23 protein-coding genes are annotated in these 26,102 nt (G+C 62.4%); 13 read left to right on the top strand and 10 right to left on the bottom strand.

Going from position 1 to position 26,102, the window contains the following annotated elements:
- The first annotated feature begins 57 nt into the window (after positions 1 to 57).
- From KCX70_RS12475 to KCX70_RS12505, 7 genes are all read left to right on the top strand, one after another.
- Positions 58 to 1,692 (top strand): methyl-accepting chemotaxis protein, encoded by a 1,635-nt coding sequence (locus KCX70_RS12475; protein WP_102845745.1) that lies wholly within the window; start codon positions 58 to 60, stop codon positions 1,690 to 1,692.
- A gap of 368 nt (positions 1,693 to 2,060) precedes the next feature.
- The gene (locus KCX70_RS12480; RefSeq protein WP_021208911.1) at positions 2,061 to 2,330 is read left to right on the top strand and encodes a hypothetical protein; all 270 of its coding nucleotides are present in this window, start codon (positions 2,061 to 2,063) and stop codon (positions 2,328 to 2,330) included.
- Between the two features lie 144 nt (positions 2,331 to 2,474).
- Entirely contained in the window at positions 2,475 to 2,756 is a 282-nt protein-coding gene (locus tag KCX70_RS12485; protein ID WP_021208912.1) for a hypothetical protein, read from the top strand.
- Positions 2,753 to 3,025 (top strand): hypothetical protein, encoded by a 273-nt coding sequence (locus tag KCX70_RS12490; protein ID WP_249121640.1) that lies wholly within the window; start codon positions 2,753 to 2,755, stop codon positions 3,023 to 3,025. The genes KCX70_RS12485 and KCX70_RS12490 overlap by 4 nt, the downstream gene beginning before the upstream one ends.
- Before the next feature lie 65 nt (positions 3,026 to 3,090).
- Positions 3,091 to 3,783 (top strand): DUF421 domain-containing protein, encoded by a 693-nt coding sequence (locus KCX70_RS12495; RefSeq protein ID WP_212617753.1) that lies wholly within the window; start codon positions 3,091 to 3,093, stop codon positions 3,781 to 3,783.
- Positions 3,784 to 3,889: 106 nt separating this feature from the next.
- Entirely contained in the window at positions 3,890 to 4,054 is a 165-nt protein-coding gene (locus KCX70_RS12500) for a hypothetical protein (protein WP_021208915.1), read from the top strand.
- Between the two features lie 138 nt (positions 4,055 to 4,192).
- The gene (locus KCX70_RS12505; RefSeq protein WP_212617754.1) at positions 4,193 to 5,296 is read left to right on the top strand and encodes a DNA topoisomerase IB; all 1,104 of its coding nucleotides are present in this window, start codon (positions 4,193 to 4,195) and stop codon (positions 5,294 to 5,296) included.
- A 7-nt stretch (positions 5,297 to 5,303) separates the two neighbouring features.
- Here the strand turns inward: KCX70_RS12505 and KCX70_RS12510 are convergent, their stop codons facing one another.
- From KCX70_RS12510 to KCX70_RS12525, 4 genes are all read right to left on the bottom strand, one after another.
- Positions 5,304 to 6,257 (bottom strand): sensor domain-containing diguanylate cyclase, encoded by a 954-nt coding sequence (locus tag KCX70_RS12510; protein ID WP_212617755.1) that lies wholly within the window; start codon positions 6,255 to 6,257, stop codon positions 5,304 to 5,306.
- A 3-nt stretch (positions 6,258 to 6,260) separates the two neighbouring features.
- Positions 6,261 to 7,244, bottom strand: a complete 984-nt coding sequence (locus KCX70_RS12515; protein ID WP_212617756.1) for a response regulator — start codon at positions 7,242 to 7,244, stop codon at positions 6,261 to 6,263.
- A gap of 139 nt (positions 7,245 to 7,383) precedes the next feature.
- On the bottom strand, positions 7,384 to 7,968 hold the full coding sequence (gene nfuA / locus KCX70_RS12520; protein ID WP_021208919.1) for a Fe-S biogenesis protein NfuA: 585 nt from the start codon (positions 7,966 to 7,968) through the stop codon (positions 7,384 to 7,386).
- Between the two features lie 84 nt (positions 7,969 to 8,052).
- On the bottom strand, positions 8,053 to 10,329 hold the full coding sequence (locus tag KCX70_RS12525; RefSeq protein ID WP_212617757.1) for a fatty acid cis/trans isomerase: 2,277 nt from the start codon (positions 10,327 to 10,329) through the stop codon (positions 8,053 to 8,055).
- Positions 10,330 to 10,519: 190 nt separating this feature from the next.
- Between KCX70_RS12525 and metH the strand changes: the two genes are divergently transcribed.
- On the top strand, positions 10,520 to 14,212 hold the full coding sequence (metH, locus tag KCX70_RS12530; protein WP_212617758.1) for a methionine synthase: 3,693 nt from the start codon (positions 10,520 to 10,522) through the stop codon (positions 14,210 to 14,212).
- 70 nt (positions 14,213 to 14,282) lie between these two features.
- Positions 14,283 to 14,615, top strand: a complete 333-nt coding sequence (locus KCX70_RS12535) for a DUF5629 family protein (RefSeq protein ID WP_212617759.1) — start codon at positions 14,283 to 14,285, stop codon at positions 14,613 to 14,615.
- A 116-nt stretch (positions 14,616 to 14,731) separates the two neighbouring features.
- On the opposite strand, the gene KCX70_RS12540 is transcribed toward KCX70_RS12535, so the two are convergent.
- From KCX70_RS12540 to KCX70_RS12550, 3 genes are all read right to left on the bottom strand, one after another.
- On the bottom strand, positions 14,732 to 15,643 hold the full coding sequence (locus tag KCX70_RS12540; RefSeq protein ID WP_249121641.1) for a DMT family transporter: 912 nt from the start codon (positions 15,641 to 15,643) through the stop codon (positions 14,732 to 14,734).
- Positions 15,636 to 16,151: a MarR family winged helix-turn-helix transcriptional regulator gene (locus KCX70_RS12545; protein WP_212617760.1), complete on the bottom strand. Its 516-nt coding sequence runs from the start codon at positions 16,149 to 16,151 to the stop codon at positions 15,636 to 15,638. The genes KCX70_RS12540 and KCX70_RS12545 overlap by 8 nt, the downstream gene beginning before the upstream one ends.
- A gap of 152 nt (positions 16,152 to 16,303) precedes the next feature.
- The gene (locus KCX70_RS12550) at positions 16,304 to 16,606 is read right to left on the bottom strand and encodes a DUF1883 domain-containing protein (protein ID WP_021208925.1); all 303 of its coding nucleotides are present in this window, start codon (positions 16,604 to 16,606) and stop codon (positions 16,304 to 16,306) included.
- A 158-nt stretch (positions 16,607 to 16,764) separates the two neighbouring features.
- On the opposite strand from KCX70_RS12550, the gene KCX70_RS12555 reads away from it, so the two are divergent.
- From KCX70_RS12555 to KCX70_RS12570, 4 genes are all read left to right on the top strand, one after another.
- Entirely contained in the window at positions 16,765 to 17,913 is a 1,149-nt protein-coding gene (locus KCX70_RS12555) for an MFS transporter (protein WP_212617761.1), read from the top strand.
- Between the two features lie 77 nt (positions 17,914 to 17,990).
- Positions 17,991 to 19,037, top strand: a complete 1,047-nt coding sequence (locus tag KCX70_RS12560) for an RNA methyltransferase (protein ID WP_212617762.1) — start codon at positions 17,991 to 17,993, stop codon at positions 19,035 to 19,037.
- A 121-nt stretch (positions 19,038 to 19,158) separates the two neighbouring features.
- Positions 19,159 to 20,502: a leucine-rich repeat-containing protein kinase family protein gene (locus tag KCX70_RS12565; protein WP_212617763.1), complete on the top strand. Its 1,344-nt coding sequence runs from the start codon at positions 19,159 to 19,161 to the stop codon at positions 20,500 to 20,502.
- 46 nt (positions 20,503 to 20,548) lie between these two features.
- Positions 20,549 to 20,998 carry a hypothetical protein gene (locus tag KCX70_RS12570; protein ID WP_021208929.1) on the top strand — a complete coding sequence of 150 codons (450 nt, stop codon included), beginning with the start codon at positions 20,549 to 20,551 and terminating at the stop codon, positions 20,996 to 20,998.
- Positions 20,999 to 21,004: 6 nt separating this feature from the next.
- On the opposite strand, the gene KCX70_RS12575 is transcribed toward KCX70_RS12570, so the two are convergent.
- Genes KCX70_RS12575 through KCX70_RS12585 form a run of 3 tightly spaced genes read right to left on the bottom strand, consistent with a single transcriptional unit; the run spans position 21,005 to position 26,025 of the window.
- Positions 21,005 to 21,304: a DUF2149 domain-containing protein gene (locus tag KCX70_RS12575; RefSeq protein ID WP_102850396.1), complete on the bottom strand. Its 300-nt coding sequence runs from the start codon at positions 21,302 to 21,304 to the stop codon at positions 21,005 to 21,007.
- Positions 21,282 to 21,749, bottom strand: coding sequence for a MotA/TolQ/ExbB proton channel family protein (locus tag KCX70_RS12580; RefSeq protein WP_102850395.1), 468 nt, complete (start codon positions 21,747 to 21,749; stop codon positions 21,282 to 21,284). Before KCX70_RS12580 ends, KCX70_RS12575 begins: the two co-directional genes overlap by 23 nt.
- On the bottom strand, positions 21,742 to 26,025 hold the full coding sequence (locus KCX70_RS12585; RefSeq protein ID WP_249121642.1) for a cobaltochelatase subunit CobN: 4,284 nt from the start codon (positions 26,023 to 26,025) through the stop codon (positions 21,742 to 21,744). Before KCX70_RS12585 ends, KCX70_RS12580 begins: the two co-directional genes overlap by 8 nt.
- Between the last annotated feature and the right edge of the window lie 77 nt (positions 26,026 to 26,102).

Consider the following 26,102-nt stretch of genomic DNA (forward strand, 5'->3'; position numbering starts at 1 on the left):
TCCAACCGACATTCGAATAATAAAGAAGAATCCGCCTTAACAGGAGCTTACAAGCCAATGACTCTGCTAAGAAACCTCCCGATCAGCAAGCGCCTCTGGCTCATACCGCTAGTGGCTGTCGCGATGCTGTTCATCCTTGGCTTGTTGATGATCCAGCAGGTACGGACCGACCTGTACAAGAGCAAGCAGGTCATGACGCGCAACATCGTCGAGACGGCCAACGGCATTCTCGATTATTACCAGCAGCGCGAAGCAAGCGGCGCCCTGACCACCGCCGAGGCACAAAAGGCCGCGATGGATCAGATCCGTCTGCTGCGCTACGGACAGAACGACTACTTCTGGATCAACGACATGACCCCGGTCATGCTCATGCACCCGATGAAGCCCGAGCTCGAGGGCAAGAATCTCTCGGCCGTGAAGGACCCCAACGGGAAGGAACTGTTCAACGAGATGGTCAAGGTCGCTCGGGCACAAGGGGCCGGCCTCGTCGATTACCAGTGGGCGAAGCCCGGTGCAGAGGATCCGGTCCCTAAGATCTCCTATATCGAACTGTTCAAGCCGTGGGGCTGGATCATCGGCTCCGGCATCTACGTCGACGATGTGGAAGCGGAGTTCCAGCGCTACGTGGTGCGCTTCTCGATCATCGGGCTGGCCATCGCCACGCTGATGGCATTGCTGGTCGCGATCTTGATCCGCAGCATTACCCAACCACTGCAACACTCGATGCAGGCAATGGCCAATATTGCCAGTGGCGAAGCCGATCTGACGCACAGCCTCGACGTATCCGGTAACGATGAACTGACGACCCTGAGCCGCGACTTCAACACCTTCACCCACAAGTTGCGCACGGTCATCGCCCAGCTGTTCGACACGTCCAGCTCCCTGGCCCAGTCGTCCAACGCGCTCGGCGGTCTGGCTGGCGAGGCGCATCAGCACAGCCAGCAGCAATCGCAACAGATGGAGCAGGTGGCAACTGCAGTGAACGAAGTGACCTATGCCGTTCAAGAGGTAGCCAAAAACGCCGAACAGGCGTCGAATGAGGTCATGGACGCCGAGAAGCAGGCGGGACAAGGGCAACGTAATATTGAGGCCAGCCTGCAACAGATCGACCGGCTGTCGGCCACCATCAATGAGGCCGTTGGAGTCATCCAGTCGCTCGCCGGCGAAACCACGCAAATCGGCTCGGTGCTGGAAGTCATCGGGTCGATAGCCGATCAGACCAACCTCCTCGCGCTGAACGCAGCGATCGAGGCAGCGCGAGCCGGCGAACAAGGCCGCGGCTTCGCCGTCGTCGCCGACGAGGTGCGCCTGCTGGCGCAGCGGACCCAGACGTCGACCGCGGAAATCCATACGATGATCGACCGTCTGCAGAAGAACTCGGGCGACGCCGTAAGCGTCATCACTCGCAGCAGCCAGGCCTCCCAGGCTACGGTGGAACAGGCAAGCCAGGCCGGTGAAAGCCTGGGCCAGATCGCCCAGGCACTGCGTAACCTGTCCGGGCTCAACGCCTCGATAGCCAGCGCCACGCTGCAACAGACTCACGTCGTCGAAGACATCAATCAGAACGTCACGCAAGCGGCAGGCCTGGCCCACCAGAGCACCATGGCGGCAGAGCAATCGAGTGCCGCCGGGCGCCAACTCGGTGACCTGGCCGAGCAGTTGAACCGGCTGCTCAAACAATTCAAGGTCTGAAACCGGCGGTCGTTTGTATACATAGAGGCCAGGCTCGGAACGGAGCCTGGCCGCCCCGCTGGGATATACAGTTGCGGCTTTTCGCCACATCCTTAGCTAGCCGGGAAGGCAGCCCGGCGTTGCCCGGCGAAGTCTGTCCCGCCACAGAAACGCCCTATTACGCGGCTTGTGGCCGTTTCCTAAGGCCTCTCGAGCCATCCAAGCGCCGTCATACTTTCGGCTAATTGCAAAAAAGTCGACCAATCGCGAAACAACGGTGTGACTTATCAGTCCTCTGTGTACATCAATGGATATGTAAGGCCAACGCCGGCAGCCTGGCGGCAGGCTCAAATCCGATTTTTGGTTTACCACACAGAGAGACATGCCCGATGAACAGCCCGCTTCGTTTCAACGACGCCCTTCTTATCACTGACCGTGCGTTCAAGCCGTTCCAGTGCGTCGCTTGGACGCTGCTGGAAGGCAACGGCGATCTCAGCATTACAGTCGTTGACAGCAGCGAATCCCGCCCTGTCGGCCATTGCAAACTATCCAGCAGCGTTTACACCGACCCGGTCAAACTCGGTGAAACGCTGGAACAGGCACGCGCCGACCTGAGCCGCCAGGGTGCTCACCTCGCCCCTTGGCATATGCCCGAATAACAGTCGTCTCCAACAAAAAGCCCGGCTGCGCAAGCGCCGGGCTTTTTGCTGCCCCACATCTTTGCACCTCCCGGTCGCACCGGCTGACTGATCCATTCGCTTGTTTCACGGTCTGAGCAATAAGTGAAACAAGAGGAGCAAGCCATGAAAGGTGCACAGGCCTATGTCAATGATCAATGGCACAGCAGCGGCTTGGCCGACCTGCCGGAGGGTCCGGAAGGCCATTGCGTCACACTGAAATTCATCGTTCCCCGCGACGCCCAAACCACCGGGCTGATCGTGCATATCCGCGACGTAGCGCAACAGCGCCTGTGCGAGTTTTACGGCAGCCGCCAGGTAACGCCCAGGCCAGTGGAAGGCTCGGTCGTCGGCGACGGCAGCGGTGACGGCATCAACCTGACATTCGACGTAGCACCCGCTGAATGAGCGACCCAGCCGGAGCGAAGAGCATGTGTGCGCAACGTATTGAAATCGATGAAGCCATGCGCATCAGTGAAATGGCCTTTCTGCCCTGCCACGCGACCACCAGCGCGGACAGCAATGACGCCAGCTTCTCGCTTCGGGTGTTCGATGACGCTGGTGAGGAGCGCCTGTCGATCCCCCATATCGCCCGCACGCAATACAGCGATCCCCCCACCTCGCCGGCCTGCTCGAAGGCGCACGGCTGCAGCTCAGCAAGGACGGAGTGGCGCTGAGCGCTTGGTCACTGCCCCTACAACCTGGCATCGACACCTGACCGGACGCAACTGCTGGAGAACGAATGACGCCTCTGGATTGGCAGCGAATGCTGCTCGACAAGTTCCCTCCCCTGTTCATCGTCGAAGTGGGGCTACGTGCCCTCTTCGCCTATGTCGCGGTGTTCATGTTTCTGAAGATCAGCGGGCGCCGGGGGATTCGGCAGTTGTCCCTGTTCGAGCTGGTCGTGATCCTCACGCTCGGCTCGGCTGCCGGGGACGTGTCGTTCTACGAAGATGTGCCCCTGATCCCGATCGCCACCGTTTTCGCCACGTTACTGTTGCTCTACAGATTCACGGTGTGGCTGATGACGAAAAGCGAGCGGTTTTCCCGCTGGATGGAAGGCGTGCCGGTAACGATCATCAAGGACGGCCTGTATGAGCTGCACAGCCTGCAGCGGCTGAACATCTCGTCCGAGGAGTTCTTCATGGAGCTGCGGCAACAAGGCGTCGAACATCTTGGCCAAGTCCGACTGGGCATTCTCGAGACCGACGGCAACGTCAGCCTGTTCTTCCACGATGCCGCGTCGGTGCGGCCGGGGCTGCCGGTGCTACCTGAAGCCTACAGGCCGAACTACTGCCAGATACCGTCCAGCGGGCTCTACGCCTGCACGCGCTGCGGATTTCCCGAGGTCATCGAGACGCAGCAAACAGCCGTTTGCCCTCGTTGCGAGAATGCGCAATGGACGCTCGCGCTGACCAACCCACGTGGGCAGTGAACTCAGGTCGCGAACCCCCTTCGCTTGCGCCGGTCACTTATAGGGACGGGCCCGCGCTGCAAGTCTGCGTGGTCACCCATACCTACCGCGACCTAGGAGCGTTCACATGATAGGCGACTATTCCTCGATAAATGATCATCTGGAAACTGCACGCAAGCTGGCGGACAGCGCCGAGACGAAGGCGGATCCGGCCATTTACCGCGAAGCGATCGACGAGCTGGTCGCCGCGATACGGTTGCTGATGCGCAACAGCCAGGAGAGCGAAGACTGACGGCGACCTGTTAACCGCACCAGCACACTGCTGTGCGTGACGAGACAATGCCCGGCAGCGCGGTCGCGCACTGATCGCTCCGCCGGGATCCTGAGTGAAGAAGCCCGAACCTTGACCTCGGCGCACGAGGAGTTTGCCATGCTAGTCGATCAAGACGGTGCAGCTCCGCTGCCGTTGGCCGAAGGGACTCGTCCGGTCCCAGCGGACGAGCAACCCGACACGGGTACGGCCCTCTGCCCGCAGCTTCCAACCGACCTGCATTACGTCGATGATCGCAGCCCGGGTATTACGCGCCGCGTAGAAAACGGCAAGTTCGTCTACTTTTTGCCGTCCGGAAAGCGCATCCGGGACGCCGCTGAGATTTCGCGCATCAACAAGCTGGCCATACCGCCAGCCTACACCGAAGTATGGATATGCCCTGACCCTCGGGGCCATATGCAAGCCACCGGACGGGACGCACGTGGCCGAAAGCAATATCGTTACCACCCACGCTGGCGGGAGATCCGCGACAGCGACAAGTACGAGCGCATCCTGGCCTTCGGCGCCGCCTTGCCGCGCCTGCGCGAACGGCTGGAACAGCATCTCGCCCTGCGCGGAATGCCTCGGGAAAAGGTCATGGCCCTGGTGGTGCAACTGCTCGAAACCACTCTGATCCGCGTCGGTAATTCGCGTTACGCCCGCGAGAACCGCTCCTACGGACTGACCACGTTACGAACTCGCCATGTGGCGGTGCGCGGAGCTGCCATTCGCTTCCAGTTCCGTGGCAAAAGCGGCGTGGAGCATCAGGTCACGCTGAGAAATCAACGCCTGGCGCGCATTCTGCGTCGTTGCATGGAGTTGCCTGGACAGCACCTGTTCCAGTACCTGGACGAAGCAGGAGAACGCCACCCGGTAAGCTCCAGCGACGTCAATCAGTTCATCCAGCAGATGACTGGCGGGGATTTCACCGCCAAGGACTATCGCACCTGGGCAGGCAGCGCGTTGGCGTTGGATTCGCTGCGCAAACGCGAATGGCAACCTGAAGCGGTCGCTCGCCGCCATCTTGTCGAGACGGTCAAGGAGGTCTCCCGACAGCTAGGCAATACGCCGGCCGTATGTCGCCAGTGCTACATCCATCCGGACGTGCTGGAGGCCTTTGCCGGTGGCGAGCTGGCACGCTTGCCCAGGGCGAGAAAGCGCAAATGGCTCAGCAGTGAAGAAGTTACGCTGTTGAAATTCCTCACCGAGCGCCAGCCAAGCTGAGCCAACGCTATCGATAGAGCGAGACCTGGTTGCGACCACCCGCCTTCGAGCTGTACAGCGCGCTGTCGGCGCGTTCGATCAGCTGTGCATAGCCGCTGGTGGGCTGGCTAAGGTCGGCGATACCCAGGCTGACGGTGAAGTGAATGCGGTGATTTTCGTAAACGACCTCGTGCGCCTCGACGGCCTGGCGAAACCGTTCGGCAAATGTCAGCGCGCCGTCGCTATCCGTATCGGGCAGAAGGACTACGAATTCCTCGCCACCGTAGCGACCCGCGATGTCGGCATCGCGCATGCATTGGCGAACGAGTTCGGCAGTCTGCTGTATTACGGCGTCGCCCGCCTGATGGCCGTAGCTGTCGTTGATCTTCTTGAAGTGATCTATATCGAACATGACCAGTGCGGCATTGCGGTCGTATCGCCGATGCCTGGCATACTCCTGGCGCAGCATCTCTTCCCAGTGGCCACGATTGAACAGGCCGGTCAAACGGTCGGTGCTGGACAGCCGTTGCAGTTCCCGATTCGCCGCCTGTAGCTGGCGACGGTTGGTGGCCACATCGGTTACGTCATAAATGATCAAGCAAATCTGCTCGATGCGCCCGCTGAGCCCCTTCAGCGGCATCAGGGTGGTGTTCTGGTACATGAAGTCTTCCAGCCCGGTGATCGGCTGGTAGTTCTTGAATCGCAGCAGATAGGGCCTCTGCTCCCAGATAGTGAACGAAGGGGTGCCGAGCGTCGCAACGTTCTCCACCTTGCGCCTGAACCACGACTCGTCCACCTCGGGGAACAGCTGGAAGAACGATTGGCCTCGCACGTCGCCGGGCGGCTGGCCTGAGCGGTTCTCCATGAAGGTGTTCCAGACCTCGATGCGGTACTGACGATCCAGCACCACGACCCCGACGTCGATGCTCTGGACGATGGTCAGCAACCAATGAAGCTCGCTCAGATTGACAGATTCGGACATGGCTCAGCTCATCAGGTGGGCGAGTTTGCGAGTCAGCAGTTCAACCGAGTCTTCGGTGAACAACAGCAGAAGGTCGAAGTGAACATCATGCCCTTCCAGGCTGTAGCTGATTTCAACCGCCAGGGTATTTTTCCAGCGCTGGCTGTTGAGGCGGATCAGCTCGTCGATCGAGGCGTGCTGGCCAAGAACCTGCGGGTGCCCTTGTGAAAACACCACATCGATCTGATCGGCGATGCCGCTGAGACAGGCACTGATCAGCAGGCTCGACAGATCGAGCAGCATCTCCAGCTCCAGGTAGTCGTCGGCGCGCATCAGACGCGCCATGTCGGCCACTTCCGAGTCATGAAAGATGAGCAATGCCTCACCGGCGATGCCTCCGCCGATGTAACCCTGGCAAACCGCGGTCAGCTTGTCTCCCTGGGCCGCATCTGCGAGCGCCATGTGCAGCTCGCCGACCTCCAGGATATTCACGTTGGGTATGGGCAGTTGCACGAATACCCCGAGCACCCTTGCGAGCAGCGCTGCGGCGCGCCCCATCGCAACGTTGACTACCTCGCGAAACGCATCGCGAAAGACGATCGGACCAGCCTTCCGTTCGCCTAGAACCGGCAACCCATCGCCTACCAGCCCGGCGCCGGCCAGGGTCTGCTGCAGGTGCGCCGGATCGGCGGGCTTGCGAATGAATGCCAGCGCACCCAGATCCAATACGCGCCGAACGGCCTCCTCCTGAATGTCGGCCGATATCACGATGACCTTGCAATCAAGATGCTCGTCGCGCAGGGCGGCCAGCACCTGATAACCGTCCAGGTCGGGCATGGTCAGGTCGAGCAACAGCACGTCGATGCCGCCTTCGCGAATGCGGTCGAGCGCCTCCGCGCCGCTCGACGCCTGGCTGATGTCCAGCGGCCAGGCAGCCGGCAGGGCGCGCAGCAACTGCTTGCGCGCCAGGCTCGAATCATCACAGATCAACAGAGATACGGCAGACATGCGGCGCTCGCTCACTTAGTCAGGCCTCGGAAACCCGGGCAGCTTATCTCAGCGAACGGGCGCCGTAATGGGGCGCTGGAACAATAGTGGCACTTTGCCCCTGAAGATGGCGTAAACAGCACACGCCGATAGCGATGACCTAGTAGTAGGCGTTGTCCCGGTTGGTGTGGTCGGTGACGTCCCGCACGCCCTTGAGCTCGGGGATTCGCTCCAGCAAGGTCTTCTCGATGCCTTCCTTGAGCGTAACGTCGGCCTGACCGCAGCCCTGGCAGCCGCCGCCGAACTGCAGAACCGCAACGCCTTCGTCGACTACGTCGATCAGGGTGACCTGGCCGCCATGACTGGCCAGACCCGGATTGATCTCGGTCTGCAGGTAATAGTTGATGCGCTCGTTCAGCGGGCTGTCTTCGTTGACCATGGGCACCTTGGCGTTGGGTGCCTTGATGGTCAGTTGGCCGCCCATGCGATCGGTCGCATAGTCCACCAGCGCATCTTCGAGGAAGGGTTCGCTAACGCCGTCGATCCAGGCGGTGAAGCGCTTCAGCGCAACAGGCACATCGTCGGGCTTTTCCTCACCAGGCTTGCAATAGGCGATACAGGTTTCTGCGTAGGGTGTACCAGGCTGAGTGATGAAGACCCGAATGCCGATGCCCGTCGTATTCTGCTTTTCGAGCAGATCGGCAAGGTAATCATGTGCAGCTTCAGTAATGGTAATGGCGCTCATGGGAACTCCTCTCAGATATGCTCGAAGTGTACGCCAAGGAATGCTCCGGATAAAGTCCTAGCGTTTTAGTAGGAATTGATCGATTCAAAGGTTCTGGTATCGGTTCATGTCCAGCACGCCCGCCTCGACAGGATCGGTTTCGTGGAGATAGCGAGCCAGATCGTTGAAGTACTGCCAGAACGCAGGATGGCTACGCCGGATCCCCCAGCGATCGACTATATGCTCAAACGCCTGCTGATCCTTTGCTTGCTCCAGCGCCGCGACGAACTCCGGAACCTGTGAGGCCTGTAGGTTGAAGAGGAAGTTCGGGTAGCTGCTCAGGATGCCGGGATAGACGGTCAGGGTGTCGAGCCGGGGCTGGTAGCGATGCTCCTCGCCGAACATGAACGCCACGTTGCTGTGCGCGCGGTTTCGCAGAAGGCTGTACAGCTCCCGCTGCCCTTGACCGAACTCGATGCGTAGCAGCGTCGCCTCGGGCAACTGATCGATGACCGGCAGGCCGGCGGCAATGCGGTTGGAGAGCCGGCTCAAGGCTTGCTCGGCGGCCTGTAACGGAGCGGGCGCCTTGCTGCGGTAGCAATGGCCCGAGGTGCATCGATTCATCGGATCGGCCGCTGCATCGATGGCCGCGTGACGCTCCAGGAGCTGTGCCACGAAGCGCTCCTTGGGCTTGGGCGTCTCCAGCGCCAGCGCTGACGGCGTCTCGTTGTCGATATTCGTATAAGCCAACCAGAGCTTGAGCTTGCCGCTGTTCTCGTACCAGTCGTCGAGTATCGTTTGCCGCGATCCGGCCGGTAGCAGGCGAAGGAAGTTGAGCTCCGCGCCGTTGCGGATCAAGTCGAAGTACAGGCGGGTCTGCCCCTGATGCGAGACGTTGCCGAACACGTCGAAATTCACCACCAGCTGGTAATAGGTTCGCTCGAGCAGCGGATAGTCCATCCACCAGAGGGTTTGCGGCACCTCACCAATGAGCCCTTTGCGAACCGAAGCACTGTCGTGCTGGCGAAAGACCGTCAGCAGTGCGTTGTCGTTGCCACTCCAGATGTCCTCCCACTGCGCAGGGCTTCGCGCATAGGCGTCGCCCCGCAGTTTTTCATACTGGTTGCGCTTGCTTTGGTAGCGGTGCCAGAACCCCAGCAACTCACCGATATCATCGGCTTGCCCTGGCATCGCCAGCAGAGGTGTCGCACGCTGGCGATAACGGGCGTCGGTCAGGTAGCGATCGTGCCGAGGATCCTGGAAGAGCACCCAGAAGTTGTCGCGGATGACGTCGGTGGCGATCTGCCCACGGCACACTGGCCCACGGATGAAGGTGCGTACGAAGTATTCGGCATTGTCCAGCATAAAGCGGTAGCGCGCCTCGGCCGGTATCGCCTGGAACGTCTCGAACGGATTGGCACGATGCTGGACGCCATATCCGGGCAGCTTGTCGAGCGACCAGTCGCCGGCGAGCAACAACTGATGAACCCGCGCCAGCTTCGCTGGATTCAGCGGATAGGTGATGTGCGTCTTGTGCACGATGACGCCCTTGATGGGCATCAGGCGATAGTAGAAAGCCGTCCCCGGATCCTGATTCGGTGAACGGGTGGCGATGACATCGACCGGCAGACCACTGGGTGTACGCGACCTTACCAGCTGGAAGAAATGGCCCGTCTTGCCAGCGTCGAAATACAGATGCGCGATGAACAGATGCTCGTAAAGCCAACGGCTGACCAATGCCTGCCGCTTGCCCTCCGCATTGAGCATTCGCTCCCAGCTGGCTACCTGCGCGGCCTCGCTGGACGATGGCACGTAGGCGCGCTCATCGACCGGTGCACCTTGCGCCAACCACCGCTGCAGCTTGTCATATTCGCCATCCGTCAAGCCGCTGACCGCGAAAGGCATGCCGGCGTGGCCATGATTGCCGGCATAAGCGGAAAACTCACCAGGCAGCGGGCAGCTGTTGTCGCGGCCGATACCGATGTCCAGGTCCGCCGGCAGCTTGGCATTGGCCGGCAACGGCTGGCTGCGGCCAAGCTCCAGCATGCGTGCCATCAGCGCCGCCTGGCCCGCCTGCGGCTCGAGCACCGAATAGAATCCGCGACGACGCCAGTCCGCCTCGGCATGCGCATCGAGATAAAGCCGGCTTGGCGGCTGCGCCTTGGTCCGGGTGCCATCGTAGACCGGCAGCTTGCTTGCGCCACGCGACGCGCCCTCGCCGCTGCCCAGATTGAGCTGGCACGGCGAATCGTAGCAGGCATGGCAGGCGACGCACTTGGCGGTGAAGATCGGCTGGATATCGTTCTGGTAGCTGAGCGATTGCGCCCAGCCGGGGCCAACCAGCGCGAACGCAAGCGCTGCAAGCAGTGCACGACAGGCCATGGTCCCGCTCCTGAAAAATGAGCCGGACATAGTAGCCAAGCTGCCGATCTAGAGCGAACCCGATGGTACGGTCCGGGCCTGCGTTCGGCTTGCACAACATGAGCGCTGTTCATGAAAAGCTGCCAGTGATCAAAATGCGTGCAGCTTTGATATCATTGCCGGTCCTCGCAACCAGCTTCAGGTAGTCCCCATGCTCGACCGCAACGCCCGTCTCCAGGCACTCCAGCAGGCGCTCAAGGAGCGCATCCTGATACTCGACGGCGGCATGGGTACGATGATCCAGAGCTACAAGCTGGAAGAGTCCGACTACCGCGGCGAGCGCTTCGCCGACTGGCCGCAGGATCTCAAGGGCAACAACGATCTGTTGATCCTTACCCGACCGGACGCCATCAGCGCTATCGAAAAGGCCTATTTCGACGCGGGCGCCGACATCGTCGAGACCAATACCTTCAATGCCACCCGCGTGTCCCAGGCCGACTACGGCATGGAAGAGCTGGTCTACGAGCTGAACGTCGAAGGCGCCCGCCTCGCCCGCCAGGCGGCGGATGCCAAGACCGCCGAGACACCCGATCGCCCGCGCTTCGTTGCCGGCGTGCTCGGCCCAACCAGCCGGACCTGCTCGCTGTCACCGAACGTGAACAACCCCGGCTACCGCAACGTCACCTTCGACGAGCTGGTGGAAAACTACACCGAAGCCACCCGCGGCCTGATCGAAGGCGGCTCGGATCTGATCCTGATCGAGACCATCTTCGACACGCTCAATGCCAAAGCGGCGATCTTCGCCGTGCAGCAGGTGTTCGAGGAGATCGGCTTCGAATTGCCGATCATGATCTCTGGCACCATCACCGATGCCTCCGGCCGTACCTTGTCCGGCCAGACCACCGAAGCCTTCTGGAACTCCGTACGCCACGCCAAGCCCATCTCCGTCGGCCTCAACTGCGCCCTGGGCGCGAAAGAGCTGCGGCCCTATCTGGAAGAACTGTCGAACAAGGCCGAAACCCATGTCTCGGCGCACCCCAACGCCGGCCTGCCCAACGCCTTCGGTGAATACGACGAGAGCCCGGCCGAGATGGCCCGGGTGGTTGAGGAGTTCGCCGCCAGTGGCTTCCTCAACATCGTCGGCGGCTGCTGCGGTACGACGCCTGCGCATATCGAAGCGATCGCCAATGCCGTTGCGAAGTACGCCCCACGCGTCATTCCGGACATTCCCAAGGCGTGCCGTCTGTCGGGCCTCGAACCATTCACCATTGATCGCAGCTCGCTGTTCGTCAACGTCGGTGAGCGGACCAACATCACCGGCTCGGCGAAATTCGCCCGTCTGATCCGCGAAGAGAATTACACCGAGGCCCTGGAAGTCGCTCTGCAACAGGTGGAAGCCGGCGCGCAGGTGATCGACATCAACATGGACGAGGGCATGTTGGATTCGAAGAAGGCCATGGTGACCTTCCTCAATCTGATCGCCGGCGAACCGGACATCTCTCGCGTGCCGATCATGATCGACTCCTCCAAGTGGGAGGTGATCGAAGCGGGCCTCAAGTGCATCCAGGGCAAGGGCATCGTCAACTCGATTTCCATGAAGGAAGGCGTCGAGGCCTTCAAGCATCATGCGCGTCTGTGCAAGCGCTACGGCGCCGCCGTGGTGGTCATGGCCTTCGACGAGGCCGGCCAGGCGGATACTGCCGAGCGCAAGCGCGAAATCTGCCAGCGCTCCTATGACATCCTGGTCGATGAGGTGGGCTTCCCGCCGGAAGACATCATCTTCGACCCGAACATTTTCGCGATCGCGACCGGCATTGAAGAGCACAACAACTATGCCGTGGACTTCATCGAAGCCGGCGCCTACATCCGCGACAACCTGCCCTACGCCCTGACCTCGGGCGGCGTGTCCAACGTGTCGTTCTCGTTCCGCGGCAACAACCCGGTACGCGAGGCGATCCACTCGGTCTTCCTCTACTACGCCATCCAGAACGGCCTGACCATGGGCATCGTCAACGCCGGCCAGCTGGAGATCTACGACGAGATCCCGAAGAAGCTGCGCGACGCGGTCGAGGACGTGGTACTCAACCGCACGCCCAACGGCACCGAGGCGCTGCTGGCCATCGCCGACGAGTACAAGGGCGACGGCAGCGTCAAGGAAGCGGAAACCGAGGAATGGCGCGGTTATACCGTCGAGAAGCGGCTGGAACACGCGCTGGTCAAAGGCATCACCACACACATCGTTCAGGACACCGAAGAGTTCCGCCTGCAATGCACGCGCCCCATCGAGGTCATCGAAGGCCCGCTGATGGCCGGCATGAACGTGGTCGGCGACCTGTTCGGCTCGGGCAAGATGTTCTTGCCGCAAGTGGTCAAGTCGGCACGTGTGATGAAGCAGGCCGTGGCGCACCTGATCCCTTTCATCGAAGCCGAGAAAGGCGACAAGCCGGAAGCCAAGGGCAAGATCCTCATGGCTACGGTCAAGGGCGACGTGCATGACATCGGCAAGAACATCGTCGGCGTGGTGCTCGGTTGTAACGGCTACGACGTGGTGGACATGGGCGTCATGGTGCCGGCTGAAAAGATCCTGCAGACCGCGATCGCCGAGAAATGCGACATCATCGGCCTCTCCGGCCTGATCACGCCGTCACTCGACGAGATGGTGCATGTCGCCCGCGAGATGCAACGCCAGGACTTCCACCTGCCGCTGATGATCGGCGGCGCGACCACCTCCAAGGCGCACACGGCGGTGAAGATCGACCCGCATTACAAGAACGATGCGGTGGTCTATGTGACCGACGCCTCGCGCGCAGTCGGCGTGGCCACGACCCTGCTGTCCAAGGAACTCAAGCCGGTTTTTGCTCAGAAGACCCGCGAAGAGTACGCGATGATCCGCGAGCGCACGGCTAACCGCAGCGCCCGCACCGAGCGTCTCACCTACGAAGAAGCCATCGCCGTCAAACCCAAATTCGACTGGTCCGAGTATTCGCCGGTCAAACCGACCTTTACCGGCCGCAAGGTGCTGGAAGACATCGACCTGCGCACGCTGGTCGACTACATCGACTGGACACCGTTTTTCATCGCCTGGGATCTGGCCGGCAAGTACCCGCGCATTCTCGAGGATGAGGTCGTTGGCGAAGCCGCTACCGCGCTGTTCAAAGATGCCCAGGCGATGCTCACCAAGCTGGTCGACGAAAAGCTGATCAAGGCCCGGGCGGTCTTCGGCTTCTGGCCCGCCAACCAGGTGGACGAAGACGATCTGGAAGTTTACGGCGATGACGGCAGGCCGCTGGCCAAGCTTCATCACCTGCGCCAGCAGACGGTGAAGACCGACGGCAAGCCGAACTTCTCCCTGGCCGACTTCGTCGCACCGAAAAGCACTGGCGTCACCGACTATGTAGGCGGCTTCATCACCACGGCCGGTATCGGCGCCGAAGAAGTGGCCAAGGCTTATCAGGACGCTGGTGACGACTACAACTCGATCATGGTCAAGGCTCTCGCCGACCGCCTGGCCGAGGCCTGCGCCGAGTGGCTGCACCAGCAGGTGCGCAAGCAATGGTGGGGCTATGACCCGGAAGAACAACTGAGCAACGAGGAGCTGATCAAGGAGCAGTACAAGGGCATCCGCCCTGCTCCAGGCTATCCGGCCTGCCCGGATCACACCGAGAAAGCCACGCTGTTCGAACTGCTCGATGCCGACGGTGCCAGCCAGGTCACCCTGACCGAACACTTCGCCATGTTGCCCACCGCTGCCGTCAGCGGCTGGTACTTCGCCCATCCGAAGGCGCAGTACTTCGCGGTCGGCAAAATCGACAAGGACCAGGCCGAGAGCTACAGCAAACGCAAGGGGCAGGATCTTGCCGTGACCGAGCGCTGGCTGATGCCCAACCTCGGTTACGACAACTGAGCAAGCTGGCCGGGCAGCAGCTGCTGCCCGGTCAACTTCGCTCCAACCCAATCACTACACGAAGCCTGCGATGCCTACCGAAACCCGCTATCTGCTCGATGAACTGCAAACCGCCGATATGCTCGAGGTCGACGGTCTGCATGCCTGGCAATTCAACCTCAACGACGAGCTGCTCGACCGCGCCGAGGCCGCCGCGATCGCTGGCGAACCCTTCGCCAGCGACGACATCGTGGTCCGCATCGAGTCGATCGATGGCCGCGAGCGACGGCAGTGGGCGTTCAGCTACAACCATGTGATGGAGGCCAACTGGTGCGAAGACGATCAGTACTGGCTCATTGGCGATGCAGCGCAGACGCATGTGCGATGCCTCGGTGCCATCACTGCCAGCGCTGACGACGAATAGATCACCGCAACTGAAGTCGAGTGGGCACCCTTACAGACTCGATATCAGGTTGCCAGAGCGAATAGCGGCGACAAGGCACGTGCGCCAGCCTGGCCGGCGCAGCGCAACCGCCCGCATCACTCATGGTTCGCGCCACGCCGTAGCAGCAGTGCGATGGCCAGCACTACCAACAAGCTACCCGGCAACCAATGCCAGCCGATCCGTTGGGGTTGGCTGATGAACAGCAGCAGCATCGATACGAACGGAACCAGATAGCTGTACGCGGTCACCGCCCCCGGGGTCAGGACCGCCGTGGCCCGCTGCTGCAGGAAGAAGGTCATGCCGCTGGAGAACACCCCCAGATAGATCACCAACGCGATATCACGCAGGTCCATCCGCGCCAGTGCCGTCGGTTGTTCCCAGACGAGCCCGAGCGCGCCGATCAGCATGGCCCCCATCAGCAGGCTCCAGAACGTGCGCAAGCCGGCCTGTGGCGCCAGTACGCCGCGCTGCAGGCCCCACTTGCTCAGCACCGGGTATATCGCCGAGGCGATACAGCCGAAGAAGAATGCCAGCTCGCCAAAACCGAATTTCAGCTGCGCAAGGTCGCCATTGCTTTCGGCCACCGCCAGCCCCAGCGCACCCAACGCCCCCAGCGCCAGAATCGCCAGCAGCCGGCCCGCAGGTTGTTCGACACCCAGGCCGCGGCCGATGCAGTAAGCCAGCAGCGGCACACTGACGAACAGGGTGGCCATCGACAGGGCGCTGACACGGTGCGCGGCCCAGAACATGGTGCCGAAGAAGCCGGCCAGGCTCAGGCCCATCAGCGCGTAGAGGAGCAGCCCCGGCAGGCTTGGCCAACGTTCGTCCTGGCGCAGCAGCAGAGGCAACAATGCCAGGGCTGCAATGCTGAAACGGATGGAGGTCAGCAGCAACGGCGGCAAGCCTTCGCTCATCAGCCCCACCGCGGGAAAGGAAAGGCCAACGAACAGCGCCCAGAGCAGCATGCCCAGGTGCGCACGGGTGGTGCCACGCTTCGCTTCAGTCATCGCCCTGCTCCTCCAGTGCCCGCAGCAGGATGCGCAGCCCGCTTACCAAGACCTGCCGCTGCTCCTTATCGAGCGGTGCCTGAATGTCATGCAACGTCGCCAAGTACTCATCGAGACAGCCGAGCAATACGGTTTGCCCTTGATCGGTAAGGCGTATCAACAGGCTGCGGCGATCTTCCGGATTGGGAACGCGCTGGATCAGTCCGGCCATCTCCAGTCGATCGAGCCGATTGGTCATGGCTCCTGAACTGAGCACGGCGGCGTGTCGTAAAGCGTTCGGTGTAAGCCCTTGAGGTTGACCGCTGCGATAGAGCGTCGCGAGCAGATCGAACTCGCCGTCATGCAGCCCGTGCTTGCGAAATACATCAGCGATGCGTCGGTTAAGGTATTTGGACAACCGATACACGCGCGTAAAGATCGCCATCGGCGATGCGTCGCCTTCAGGACGGACGTTTTGCCACTGAGCGAGCACGCCATCGACGTGATCGCCACCTTTGGGCTTACGCATAGATATCTCCACAAAAAGAATCTTTACGTGAAGCTAATTAAACGGAGAACCAAAGGCAAGCGATAACCTTGCAGGCGGTGAATCGAGCGACGAGTGACGTTCGGCCGCCTAAACCGGGCGGCAGCCGAGGCTGCGCAGCCGGATCGGCAGGGTTACTTCAGCTCGGACGGCGAATTGCGGACGATCTTGATCGAATGCGTGAGCGTCGGCTTACGAGTGACGCTGATAGCCTTGCGCGTCACCGTGTCGATGGTGATGTTCCAGAAACCGGTGTTGGGCACCTTGATCTTCGCGGGAAACTTGTCGAAGGCGCCGCCGTGATAGGTATGCCGGCCGCCGTTCTTGAAGCTGCGGAAGTTCTTGTCGTTCATCAAGCGGATATTGCAGGGCTGCGAACAGTCGATGATCACGAAGTCGTCTTCGTTGAGATGTTCGCGCTGGTGAATGAACTTCATGTACCGCTCCGGACCGCGTTTCTGGCAAAGCCGAAGATTACCATGCGCGTGGTCGCCTCTGCGCAAGCCGAGCCCGCTGTAATTTGACACAATGGCGCCGCCTGACCGGCTCTGGCGCTGGTGCCGGCCTCACTTATGCTGATCAAGGATTCCCGCGAATGTCGGCGGCGCCCCTTAGCGTTGATGCCACATCGCCCGCTGCGCGCCGCGCCGCTCGGGTCGGTTTCTTCATGGCCGGTTTCGGCCTGTCCGTCTGGGCGCCACTGGTGCCCTATGTGCGCGAGCGCATCGAGATGAGCGATGCCCTGTTCGGCACGCTGCTTTTGTTCATCGGTATCGGCTCGCTGACCTGGATGCCGTTGTCCGGGTTGTTGGTGAGCCGCCGAGGCATCCGCCCAGTGGTGCTGTCGAGCGTGGCGCTACTGCTTTTCGCGCTGGCCGCAATGGCGCTGACCGAATCGATCTGGTTCCTTGCCTTCGCGCTGTTCTGCTTCGGCGGCAGCCTCGGAGTTATCGACGTGGTGCTCAATATTCAGGGCGTGCTGATCGAGCGCGGCACCGGCAAGCGGCACATGTCCAACTTTCACGGCATGTTCAGCCTGGGATCGATCTGCGGTGCGCTGGCGCTCACCGGCGCGTTGACCCTGGGACTCGCACCGGCAACCGGCACGCTGTTGATGATCGCCGCAATCGCGCTGGCCAACCTCGCCGTGGCATCTGGATTTCTACGGGACAGGGCACCGGGCGGCGGGGTCGCCCTCGTCCGCCCCACGGGCATGGTGTTGCTGGTGGGCGCCCTGTGCTTCGTCGTCTATCTGGCCGAGGGCGCAGTGTTGGACTGGAGTGCCCTGTACCTCACCGAGCACAAGGCATTGGAAACCGCCAAGGGCGGACTGGGTTACGCAAGCTTCGCACTGATGGTAACCATCGGCCGCTTCGCCGGCGCGCCGGTGGTAAGCAGCTTGGGAACCGCGCGGGTTATCGGCTTCGGCGGCCTGCTGGCAGGGGTCGGTATCGGCCTGACCATCCTGACCGAGCATTGGGGGTTCGCCCTCCTCGGCTACGGCTTGTGCGGCCTGGGCTGCGCTAACGTCTCGCCGGTATTGATTTCGTCCTTGAGCCGGCAGCATGACATGCCGGTGCATCAGGCCATCACCGCGGCGACCACCATCGGTTTTGCCGGTGTGCTTGCCGGCCCGGCCGTGATTGGCGTGATCGCTCACTATGGTTCGCTGACGCTCGCTTTTGGCCTACTCGCATTGCTGTTGTTCGGGCTCGTCCTGGGCAGCCGCCGCTTCAAGGAATGAATATCACCGAGGCGGCGCCTGGCAATCTTCACCTCGCTACAGACCAGGCCTCGGCCTTTGGCTAGAATGCGCGCCCTATGCGTATCCAAGACCTTCATCAGCAGCTCACCGAGATCGGCGCCAAGCCCATTCATATCGGCCGGGTGACGCGCGCCTGGCTCAAGGGCCAGGCGCTGGATGCCGGAACACGCCATCAGAAAACCGAAGACTTCCTGCCGCTGTCGGTGCGCAACGGCCTGCCCGCGGTCAGCGACGCCCTGGATGGACTGGTCCGGCTTCGCTCGGAACATCCGGGCGCCGATGGCTCAGCCCGCTTGCTGGTGGAGCTGGCGGACGGGCAGATGGTCGAGAGCGTGCTGCTGCCACGCGATGGGCTGTGCGTGTCGAGCCAGGTGGGCTGTGCAGTGGGCTGCGTATTCTGCATGACCGGCAAGAGTGGTTTGCTGCGCCAGCTCGGCAGCGCCGAGATCGTCGCCCAGGTTGCCCTGGCCCGGCGCTTCCGTCCGGTGAAAAAGGTGGTGTTCATGGGCATGGGCGAGCCCGCGCACAACCTGGACAACGTGCTCGACGCAATCAATCTGCTGGGCACTGACGGCGGCATAGGCCACAAGAACCTGGTGTTCTCCACCGTTGGCGATCCACGCGTGTTCGAGCGTTTGCCGCGGCAGAAAATCAGACCCGCACTGGCGCTGTCGCTGCACACGACCGATGCAGCGCTGCGGCGCGAACTGCTGCCGCGGGCACCGGTGCTCGACCCCGCCGAGCTGGTCGAGTTGGGCGAAGCCTATGCGCGGCTGGTCGACTATCCGATCCAGTATCAGTGGACGTTGCTCAAAGGCATCAACGACAGCCAGGACGAGATGGACGGCATCATTCGCCTGCTCAAGGGCAAGTTCGCGATCATGAACGTCATTCCCTACAACAGCCTCGACGATGACGAATTCCAGCGCCCCGAGGCCGAGCGGATTCGCCAGATCATGCGGTACCTGCACGACAACGGCGTGCTGACCAAAGTGCGCAATTCTGCCGGACAGGACATCGACGGCGGTTGTGGGCAATTGCGTGCCCGCGCCGAACGCATCGTGCGCGACCACCGCCAACCCGCGCAGACCTCCAGCCCATAGCCGTTGCGCTGAACAAGTAGCGCATGCCGTTGTCCTAGCGCGACTGAGTCGAACCTGCCCTCCCCCCCCCCCCGACGACGGCGATCGCGCAATCACGCCCGCATCGGGCTACGAGAACAGCATGCACACACTGGAACAATTAAAGCGCGGCGAGCTGACCGGCATCACCCGTCTCGACCTGTCCGAAGGACTCGAGACATTCCCAGCGGAAATCTTCGAACTGGCCGATAGCCTGGAAGTGCTGAATCTGTCCGGCAACAGACTGACCAGCCTTCCAGAGGACCTTCCGCGCCTGCATAAACTGCGCATCCTGTTCTGCTCCGACAACGCCTTCACCTCGGTGCCCGCCGTGATCGGCCGCTGCGCCCAGCTGGAAATGGTCGGTTTCAAGGCGAACCGCATCCGCACCCTGCCGGCCGAAGCGCTCCCACCCCTGCTGCGCTGGTTGATCCTCACCGACAACCAGCTCGAAGCGCTGCCCTCCCAGATCGGCCGCTGCCACCGTTTGCAGAAACTGATGCTGGCCGGTAACCGGCTGCGTGAACTCCCCGCATCGCTTGCCGACTGCCAGCACCTGGAATTGCTGCGAATCGCCGCCAACCAACTCTCCGCCCTTCCCGCCTGGTTGCTCCAGATGCCCCGACTGAGCTGGCTGGCGTTCGCCGGCAATCCGTTCAGCGACAGAATGGAGGCCGAGATTCTGGCCCAGCATCCGTTGCCGCCCATCGACCGGGCGCAGGTCGCTTTCGAAGGTGTGCTTGGGCAGGGTGCGTCCGGAATAATCCATCGTGCCGAATGGCAGCGGCCGGGCAGCAGCGGACAAGTCATGGCGGCGAAGCTGTTCAAAGGCAAGCTGACCAGCGACGGCCTGCCCCATAGCGAGATGGCCGCGAGCATCGCAGCCGGCACGCACGCCAATCTGATCCCGGTTGCCGGGCCACTGGCCGAGCAGACCGGAGCCCTTCCCGGGCTGCTGATGGCGTTGATCGACCCGTCCTTCCAGGTCCTCGCCGGTCCGCCATCGCTGTCTAGTTGTACCCGCGATTGCTATCCGGAGAATTGCCGGTTCAGCCCTGCGCAGGTGCTCCGTATCGCAGCTAGCGTCGGCGCTGTGGTCGCCCACCTGCATGCGCGAGGCATCCTCCACGGCGATCTCTACGCACACAATCTGCTGGTCGATCCGCACGGCCAGACCCTGCTCAGTGATTTCGGCGCGGCATCGTTCTTCGACCCGCACGGCGCGCAGGCGCCCGCCTTGCAGAGGCTCGAAGCACGTGCGTTCGGGTGTCTGCTCGAAGAGCTGTTGGCGCACTGTGCAAGCGCCGGTGAAGATCCGACGCTGCTGCGCCTCGGCGAGCTGAAGCGTCGCTGCCTTCTCGACGCTGTGCATAAAAGGCCGGATTTCGCTCAGCTGAGCGGGGCGCTCGAAACAATTTGCGCCGGACGGACCGATCCGGCCGATTAGTTGCATGAGGGAGTCGTCCTTTCCCGTTCTGACGGCTTCCTGACGCATGTCTCACTTCGAACCACGCGATACCGACACACACGCCCAGTCGTCCGCCGCCAACGCTGCGCTGGAGCACGACCCTTTCATCGTCGGCCTCAAGCAACGATTGCCCGAACACCTGCGTGAAAGCTTTACCGAACAGCAGTTGGAAGGTTTGCGCAGCGCCTTCGCCACGCGCTCCTGGGGCCGCCACAAGCTCGACTGGCGCGGCACCTTCAGCCTGTGGAGCAACCAGTACTATTTCGTGCTGGTTGGCGGGCGCAACAAACGCAACCTGTCACGCGCGCAACGCAACCTGTCCCTGGCCGCAAAAGCGGGCGCAATCACCTTGTTCCTGTTCTTCTCCGTGCTGGTCGGTCTGGTGGTGCTCTATCTGATCAAGTCGGCGCTCGGGATCAACCTGTTGCCGAATTATTCGCTGGGGTTGTGGGACTGGTTCAGGGGCGCACGCTGATCGGCGTCAGTCGCCGATCAGGATGAGTTTGCCGGTCGCTGGATCGCGGTAGACCTGTCCGACACTTTCCAGGCCTTTGCCGGAGTTGCCCTCCAGGCTATCCGGCAGCCGCGGCAGCTCGCGCCCGCGCTCGACCGTCACGGGTTGCCTGGCGGCATCGAGCCGTTCGAGGAGATCGGTCTGGGCGACCAACGCAGCGATGAGGCCACAGGCGAATACCAGCACCACATCGACCATGTTGGCCAGAGGCCCCAGCGGATCGTCGTCGCCGGCCGCAAATCGGCTAGATCGCCACCGTCGACTCATTGTCGCGCTCCTCCGCTTCGACCTCATCCAGTAACTCGTCGTACCAACGCCGCCGCAAACGGCCGAGCGCAAAGCCGCCCACGCCGATCAGCAGCCCGAGCACGGTGGTATCGAAGGCGACCCGCATCGCCACGCTGAGTATCTGCACATTGCCGTCACCCAGCGCAGCCAGGCCCGGACCGAGGGGAATCAACGTGCCCATCAGCCCGAGCATCGGCCCGACGCGGGCAACCAGATCGGCGCGATCAAGGCGCCGCCTGGCACGTCGCTCGATTTCGCCCGCCGCCAACGTGCGCCAGCGCCGAAGCCCACCCAGTCGCTCTCCAGCCGCGACGCCTACGTCGCAGATCACCACGGCCATGAGCCCGAACAGCGCCCAGGTCACCGGTTGCAACAGCCAACCAACCAGCAGATGCAGCCAGCCGAACAATCGATCGTCAAGCATGTTCACCTCCGTTCCCGATCGGCGCCCCGCGACCGCGCCAGACGCCGATGCCGAGCAGCGCCAGAAGCATCAGCGCGGCCAGCCAGAGATACTGGCTGGCACTTGCGTCCCCCTCCGTGGACGCTTCTGCCTGGTCGACGGCCTGCTCGGCTACTTCGGGCTGAATTTCACTGATCGCGCTCGGCGCCGTCGTGTGTTGTTGCGGTTCGCGCCGGGCCGCCTCCAGGCGTGCCTGCAACGCTTCGCGAGCAGTGGGGGTCAGCTGTGGCAACAGCCACTCGATCATCGGATGATCCGGTCGGGTATGGCCACTGCCGGGCAGCCCGTTCGCGGCCACCAGCGTGGCGAACGCTTCACCGAGCTCCCGTCGAGTCTGCTCGTCGGCCTGCCAGAAACCTTTGTGGATGGCGACCAGCATGATCGCCAGCATATTGGTCTTCACATGCACATTGGCGCCCTGTTCGAGAAACGAATCGATCCCCAGTTCGTAGCGATCGTCGAGGTAGACCGCCTTGACCTCCTCCCATGCGCCGTCCTGGATGATGTCGGGGTTGGTCACCTGCCAGCCCCATAGGTACTCCAGAAACTCGCTGCCCATCGTGCGTGCACCAGCGTAATCGTGCTGCATCAAGGCTTTGATCCACGCGGGATTGAGGAAACGCCCGCGTAGCTCGGCCAGTAACGCCTGCTGCAGCGGCTCCAGGCGCACCTGGGTCGGATCGTTGTGCCAGCTGACGAAATTCGCCGGTGCCTGGCCGGACAGATGCTCGACCGCCATGCTCAGACCGCCGAGGTAATCGAACGCATCGTTATTGTCCATCAGCCCGTAGAGGTTGCTGGAACGACCGAGATAGGTGCGACTGACCCGCTTCAGGCCGTCCTCGAACACCGCCTGAACTGGCTCACCGTTGTGCTGCGTACCGTAGGCATGGCCCATCCGGTTTATGTAGCTGCGCGCCAGCTCGCCACGATCCTGCCAACTGCCGGAGCGCTCAACCAATGTGTTGATGCCAGCGCCGTACGCGCCCGGTGCCACGCCAAACAGGCGCAGTGCCGACAGGCTTCCGGCTTGCGCATCCGCGACGCCACCATCCAGTCGCCGCGCCGTATCCTTCACCCAACTGGCGGCGACCCGATTCTGCGAGAGCGGCTCGTCGCCACCGGTCGCCAGCGCACCGATCGGCTGCAGCGCAGCATCCAGGGCGAGACGCAGGGCGGGAAAATCCCTGCGAATGGTGTTGCTGGCGCCATCGAGCGCCAGCAGCACACCACGCTCGAGCAGTGCGAGCTGATCGGCATACAAATCCCGAAACAGGCCGGAGGTGGTGAACATCAGGTCGCGCCGCTCGCCGCCCTTCGCGATCGGTACCCGCTTCAGCCCTTCGACGATTCCGCGACTATTCCACACCGGCTCGACGCCGAGCAGATCGAGGCCGAACGCGACCATGGCGCCTTCGTCCCGTACGGTGTCCGAGGCCCAGAGGATGACCGCTTCGCGACCGCCCTCCGGCATGGGTCGCTGACGAGCGCGGTCGGCCAGTTCGCGGCCTATGCCCCAACCGATGCGACTCGGCAACAGGCTGCTGTCCAGCGCATGAAAGTTGCGACCTGTCGGCAACGCCTCGGGCGTACGGATCGGATCGTTGCCCTTGCCCGGCGCGACGAAGCCTCCATCGAGCGCGTGTACCAGCGCCTGCATTTCCGCAGCCGGAGAATCGACCAGTGCCTGGCGATACTCGGCCTGCCCTGCGCCCATCGACGCCATCAAGGTATCGACCGCCTCGTCGGACCAAGGCTTGCCGAACACATGCAGCCCGAGCGGCATGAAGCGCTCCTGAATGTTGGTCAGGTAATGGCCAACTTCGTGAACCAGCAGGTCATCGTCGACCTGCTCGAAATCGATGCCGCGGGCAGCAAGCGGCTCGGCCATGGAATCGCGCAGCTCGGGCTCCAGCCCGGACTGGCTCACCAGCCGCTTGATCTCGGCGATGGTGGCGCGCCGGGCCGGCCCTTCGGCGCTGCCGGTCCCAGTCTCGAAACTCTCGATCAGCTGACGCAGCTTGAGCAGATCGTCGTACAGCGGCGTCGCTACCAGGGGCGGGGTCAGGTGGTCGATCATCACCGCGAGCCCCCGGCGCTTGGCCTGGATACCCTCGCCCACCCCATCGACGATATAGGGATAGATGCTCGGCAAATCGGCGACGATCTGCATCGGATAGTCTTCGGTACTCAGCCCGGCACGACGCCGCGGCAGGAATTCGTAGGTGGAATGCCGCCCCAGATGCACCAGCGCATCGGCCTTGAAGCCATCCCGCAGCCAGTGATAGAAGCCCAGGTACTGGTGCGGTGGCGGGAAGACCAGATTCGCGTGGAGCAATTCCTCGTCGACCTCCCAGCCACGCGGCGGCTGCGGACCGATAAAGACATTGCCCAGGCGCAGGCCGGGAAAGATCATCCGTTCCCCTTGCACCATTACCTGGCCCGGCCCCTCACCCCAACCTCGCAGCCCCTCGATGCCAGTGGCCGCCAGCGCCTCGATCAGCTCATCCGCTTCGCCCCAGGAGACTAACCCGGGCTGCTCCAGCGCTCGACCATAGATGCCTTCGAGTTGCTCGAGCAGCCCCAAAGCGCGCTCCCTCGCCGGATGCTGGACACCATCGAGCAGGTGATGCAATTCACTGGCGCCATCTTGCAGGGTCTGCCGAGCGATCTTCAGCTGGGAGGCCTGCAAAGCCCGGCGCATCTGGGCATTCCAGTAGCCGAGCGGGCCGTGCACCATTTCGGCCTGCAAGGCTGGCGGCAAGGTACGAAACCAGCGCAGGTAGTCGTACCGGTCGAGCCCGGGCACCTTGGCCGCCATTTCGGCCAGGGCATCTCCCTGTTCGGGGAGGTTCACACCCTGCTCTTGCAGCCTGTTCAGCAGCGCCTCGGAAGATGCCGGTAGCTCACCTGTTTCGTAGCCTTCCGCCTTGAGACGCCGCAGGATGGCGAGCAGCGACTGCGGCACGTCCAGATTGTCGGCACCTATGTTGTGCCGCCCGGGCGGGTGGTTGTAATAGATGATGGCGACCCGCTTGTTCTGGTTGCCCTTGCGCTGCAACCGATGCCAGCGATGGATTCGCGTGGCGATCGCCTCGACACGGGACGGTAACGGCCGGCTGAAGCCGAAACGAATACCGGAGTTGGGGTCGAGCTGAGCCGATTCCCAGGCAGCCAGGACCATCGGCTGGCTGCTGCCCTGCAACTCCGGCATGGCGAGCTGGTAGTGGACCTTGTCACGCCCAATGCCGTCACTGGAAAGCTGCCAGGCGTTCTCGTCACGGTCATCCAGGCGCAAGGCCTTGATCACCGGCACATCGAGGCGCTCGAGTATCTCGGTTGCCTGTTGCCGCCCTTCACCACCACCGAGCACGAAATCCTGCAACACGACCACAGCCGTCAGGGGCGGATGCGCTCCGCTTTCAAGCCAGCTGAGCGCTTGCAAGGTGCCATCGCCCCACCCAGCGAGCAGGCTGACGCAGGCGATGTCCCGCTGCTGCAGCGTCTGGCACAGCGCGTTGTTGAGATCGGCGTCGCCGCGGCGATCGGCGCGGCCATGATCGATCACCGCGACCATGCTGTCGCCGCGCCAGACGAGCTCGGACGCATCGAGCGTGCGTCCGTCCTGGAAGAAGCGCAGCGCCGGACGCGGCTCGGCAGGCATGATCCGCCTTGAACCGTCGCTATCAGACAACCAGCTCAGCAGGCGCGCAATGTTTTCGCTCCCACCTGCAATCCAGTAACTGCGCGCCTCGATCCACCCGGCCTGATCCGGATTGGCATCGCCAAGCTCGCGGACCCAGCCGGCCAGATCCTCGCCGGGCTTCTCTGCGCCGAGATGCACTGCCTGGTCCCGATCGCGGAACACCCGCTTGCCATCGATACGGCTCATCGCAACCAGCGCCTGATCGCTGTGCATGATGTAGCGATCGCCGGAGCTGTGCTTCTCGATCAGTGGTCGCAGCCGCTCCACCTCCGGTCCGAAGACACCGACAGCCAGCAACGTGACTCCACCCTGTAGCCAATCGGCCACGCGGGCGTCGTCCATCTCGCTCAACTGTTCCGGGGTGCGCGCATCGATGATGTCGTCCGGTTGGCGCTGTTTGAACAGGACCACCGCCGAGGCGAATTCAGCCGCGCTGTATTGGGAGATGATCGCCTTGACCTGCCCGGCCAGGGCGCAGGGCGCGAGCAGCAGCGAAAGCGCCAAGCCAGCCCAGCGGAAAACGATAGACATGCCCACTCCGTCTCGAGACGCGCGGGCGGCAGAACGACCGCACGACCCGAGACGGGCGCAAGGCATTCTGAGGATGT

This window comes from Stutzerimonas stutzeri, from assembly GCF_018138085.1.
Lineage (GTDB): Bacteria > Pseudomonadota > Gammaproteobacteria > Pseudomonadales > Pseudomonadaceae > Stutzerimonas > Stutzerimonas stutzeri_AI.

Excerpts from the sequence above, each read along its gene's own strand:
- KCX70_RS12480 (WP_021208911.1), top strand. The coding sequence starts at position 2,061 with ATGAACAGCCCGCTTCGTTTCAACGACGCCCTTCTTATCACTGACCGT.
- KCX70_RS12560 (WP_212617762.1), top strand. The coding sequence starts at position 17,991 with ATGCGTATCCAAGACCTTCATCAGCAGCTCACCGAGATCGGCGCCAAG.
- KCX70_RS12510 (WP_212617755.1), bottom strand. The coding sequence starts at position 6,257 with ATGTCCGAATCTGTCAATCTGAGCGAGCTTCATTGGTTGCTGACCATC.
- KCX70_RS12495 (WP_212617753.1), top strand. The coding sequence starts at position 3,091 with ATGACGCCTCTGGATTGGCAGCGAATGCTGCTCGACAAGTTCCCTCCC.
- KCX70_RS12475 (WP_102845745.1), top strand. The coding sequence starts at position 58 with ATGACTCTGCTAAGAAACCTCCCGATCAGCAAGCGCCTCTGGCTCATA.
- KCX70_RS12535 (WP_212617759.1), top strand. The coding sequence starts at position 14,283 with ATGCCTACCGAAACCCGCTATCTGCTCGATGAACTGCAAACCGCCGAT.
- KCX70_RS12500 (WP_021208915.1), top strand. The coding sequence starts at position 3,890 with ATGATAGGCGACTATTCCTCGATAAATGATCATCTGGAAACTGCACGC.
- KCX70_RS12555 (WP_212617761.1), top strand. The coding sequence starts at position 16,765 with ATGTCGGCGGCGCCCCTTAGCGTTGATGCCACATCGCCCGCTGCGCGC.
- KCX70_RS12575 (WP_102850396.1), bottom strand. The coding sequence starts at position 21,304 with ATGAGTCGACGGTGGCGATCTAGCCGATTTGCGGCCGGCGACGACGAT.
- KCX70_RS12485 (WP_021208912.1), top strand. The coding sequence starts at position 2,475 with ATGAAAGGTGCACAGGCCTATGTCAATGATCAATGGCACAGCAGCGGC.
- KCX70_RS12550 (WP_021208925.1), bottom strand. The coding sequence starts at position 16,606 with ATGAAGTTCATTCACCAGCGCGAACATCTCAACGAAGACGACTTCGTG.
- KCX70_RS12505 (WP_212617754.1), top strand. The coding sequence starts at position 4,193 with ATGCTAGTCGATCAAGACGGTGCAGCTCCGCTGCCGTTGGCCGAAGGG.
- KCX70_RS12580 (WP_102850395.1), bottom strand. The coding sequence starts at position 21,749 with ATGCTTGACGATCGATTGTTCGGCTGGCTGCATCTGCTGGTTGGTTGG.
- KCX70_RS12545 (WP_212617760.1), bottom strand. The coding sequence starts at position 16,151 with ATGCGTAAGCCCAAAGGTGGCGATCACGTCGATGGCGTGCTCGCTCAG.
- KCX70_RS12490 (WP_249121640.1), top strand. The coding sequence starts at position 2,753 with ATGAGCGACCCAGCCGGAGCGAAGAGCATGTGTGCGCAACGTATTGAA.
- nfuA (WP_021208919.1), bottom strand. The coding sequence starts at position 7,968 with ATGAGCGCCATTACCATTACTGAAGCTGCACATGATTACCTTGCCGAT.
- KCX70_RS12565 (WP_212617763.1), top strand. The coding sequence starts at position 19,159 with ATGCACACACTGGAACAATTAAAGCGCGGCGAGCTGACCGGCATCACC.
- KCX70_RS12570 (WP_021208929.1), top strand. The coding sequence starts at position 20,549 with ATGTCTCACTTCGAACCACGCGATACCGACACACACGCCCAGTCGTCC.
- KCX70_RS12525 (WP_212617757.1), bottom strand. The coding sequence starts at position 10,329 with ATGGCCTGTCGTGCACTGCTTGCAGCGCTTGCGTTCGCGCTGGTTGGC.
- metH (WP_212617758.1), top strand. The coding sequence starts at position 10,520 with ATGCTCGACCGCAACGCCCGTCTCCAGGCACTCCAGCAGGCGCTCAAG.
- KCX70_RS12585 (WP_249121642.1), bottom strand. The coding sequence starts at position 26,025 with ATGTCTATCGTTTTCCGCTGGGCTGGCTTGGCGCTTTCGCTGCTGCTC.
- KCX70_RS12515 (WP_212617756.1), bottom strand. The coding sequence starts at position 7,244 with ATGTCTGCCGTATCTCTGTTGATCTGTGATGATTCGAGCCTGGCGCGC.
- KCX70_RS12540 (WP_249121641.1), bottom strand. The coding sequence starts at position 15,643 with ATGACTGAAGCGAAGCGTGGCACCACCCGTGCGCACCTGGGCATGCTG.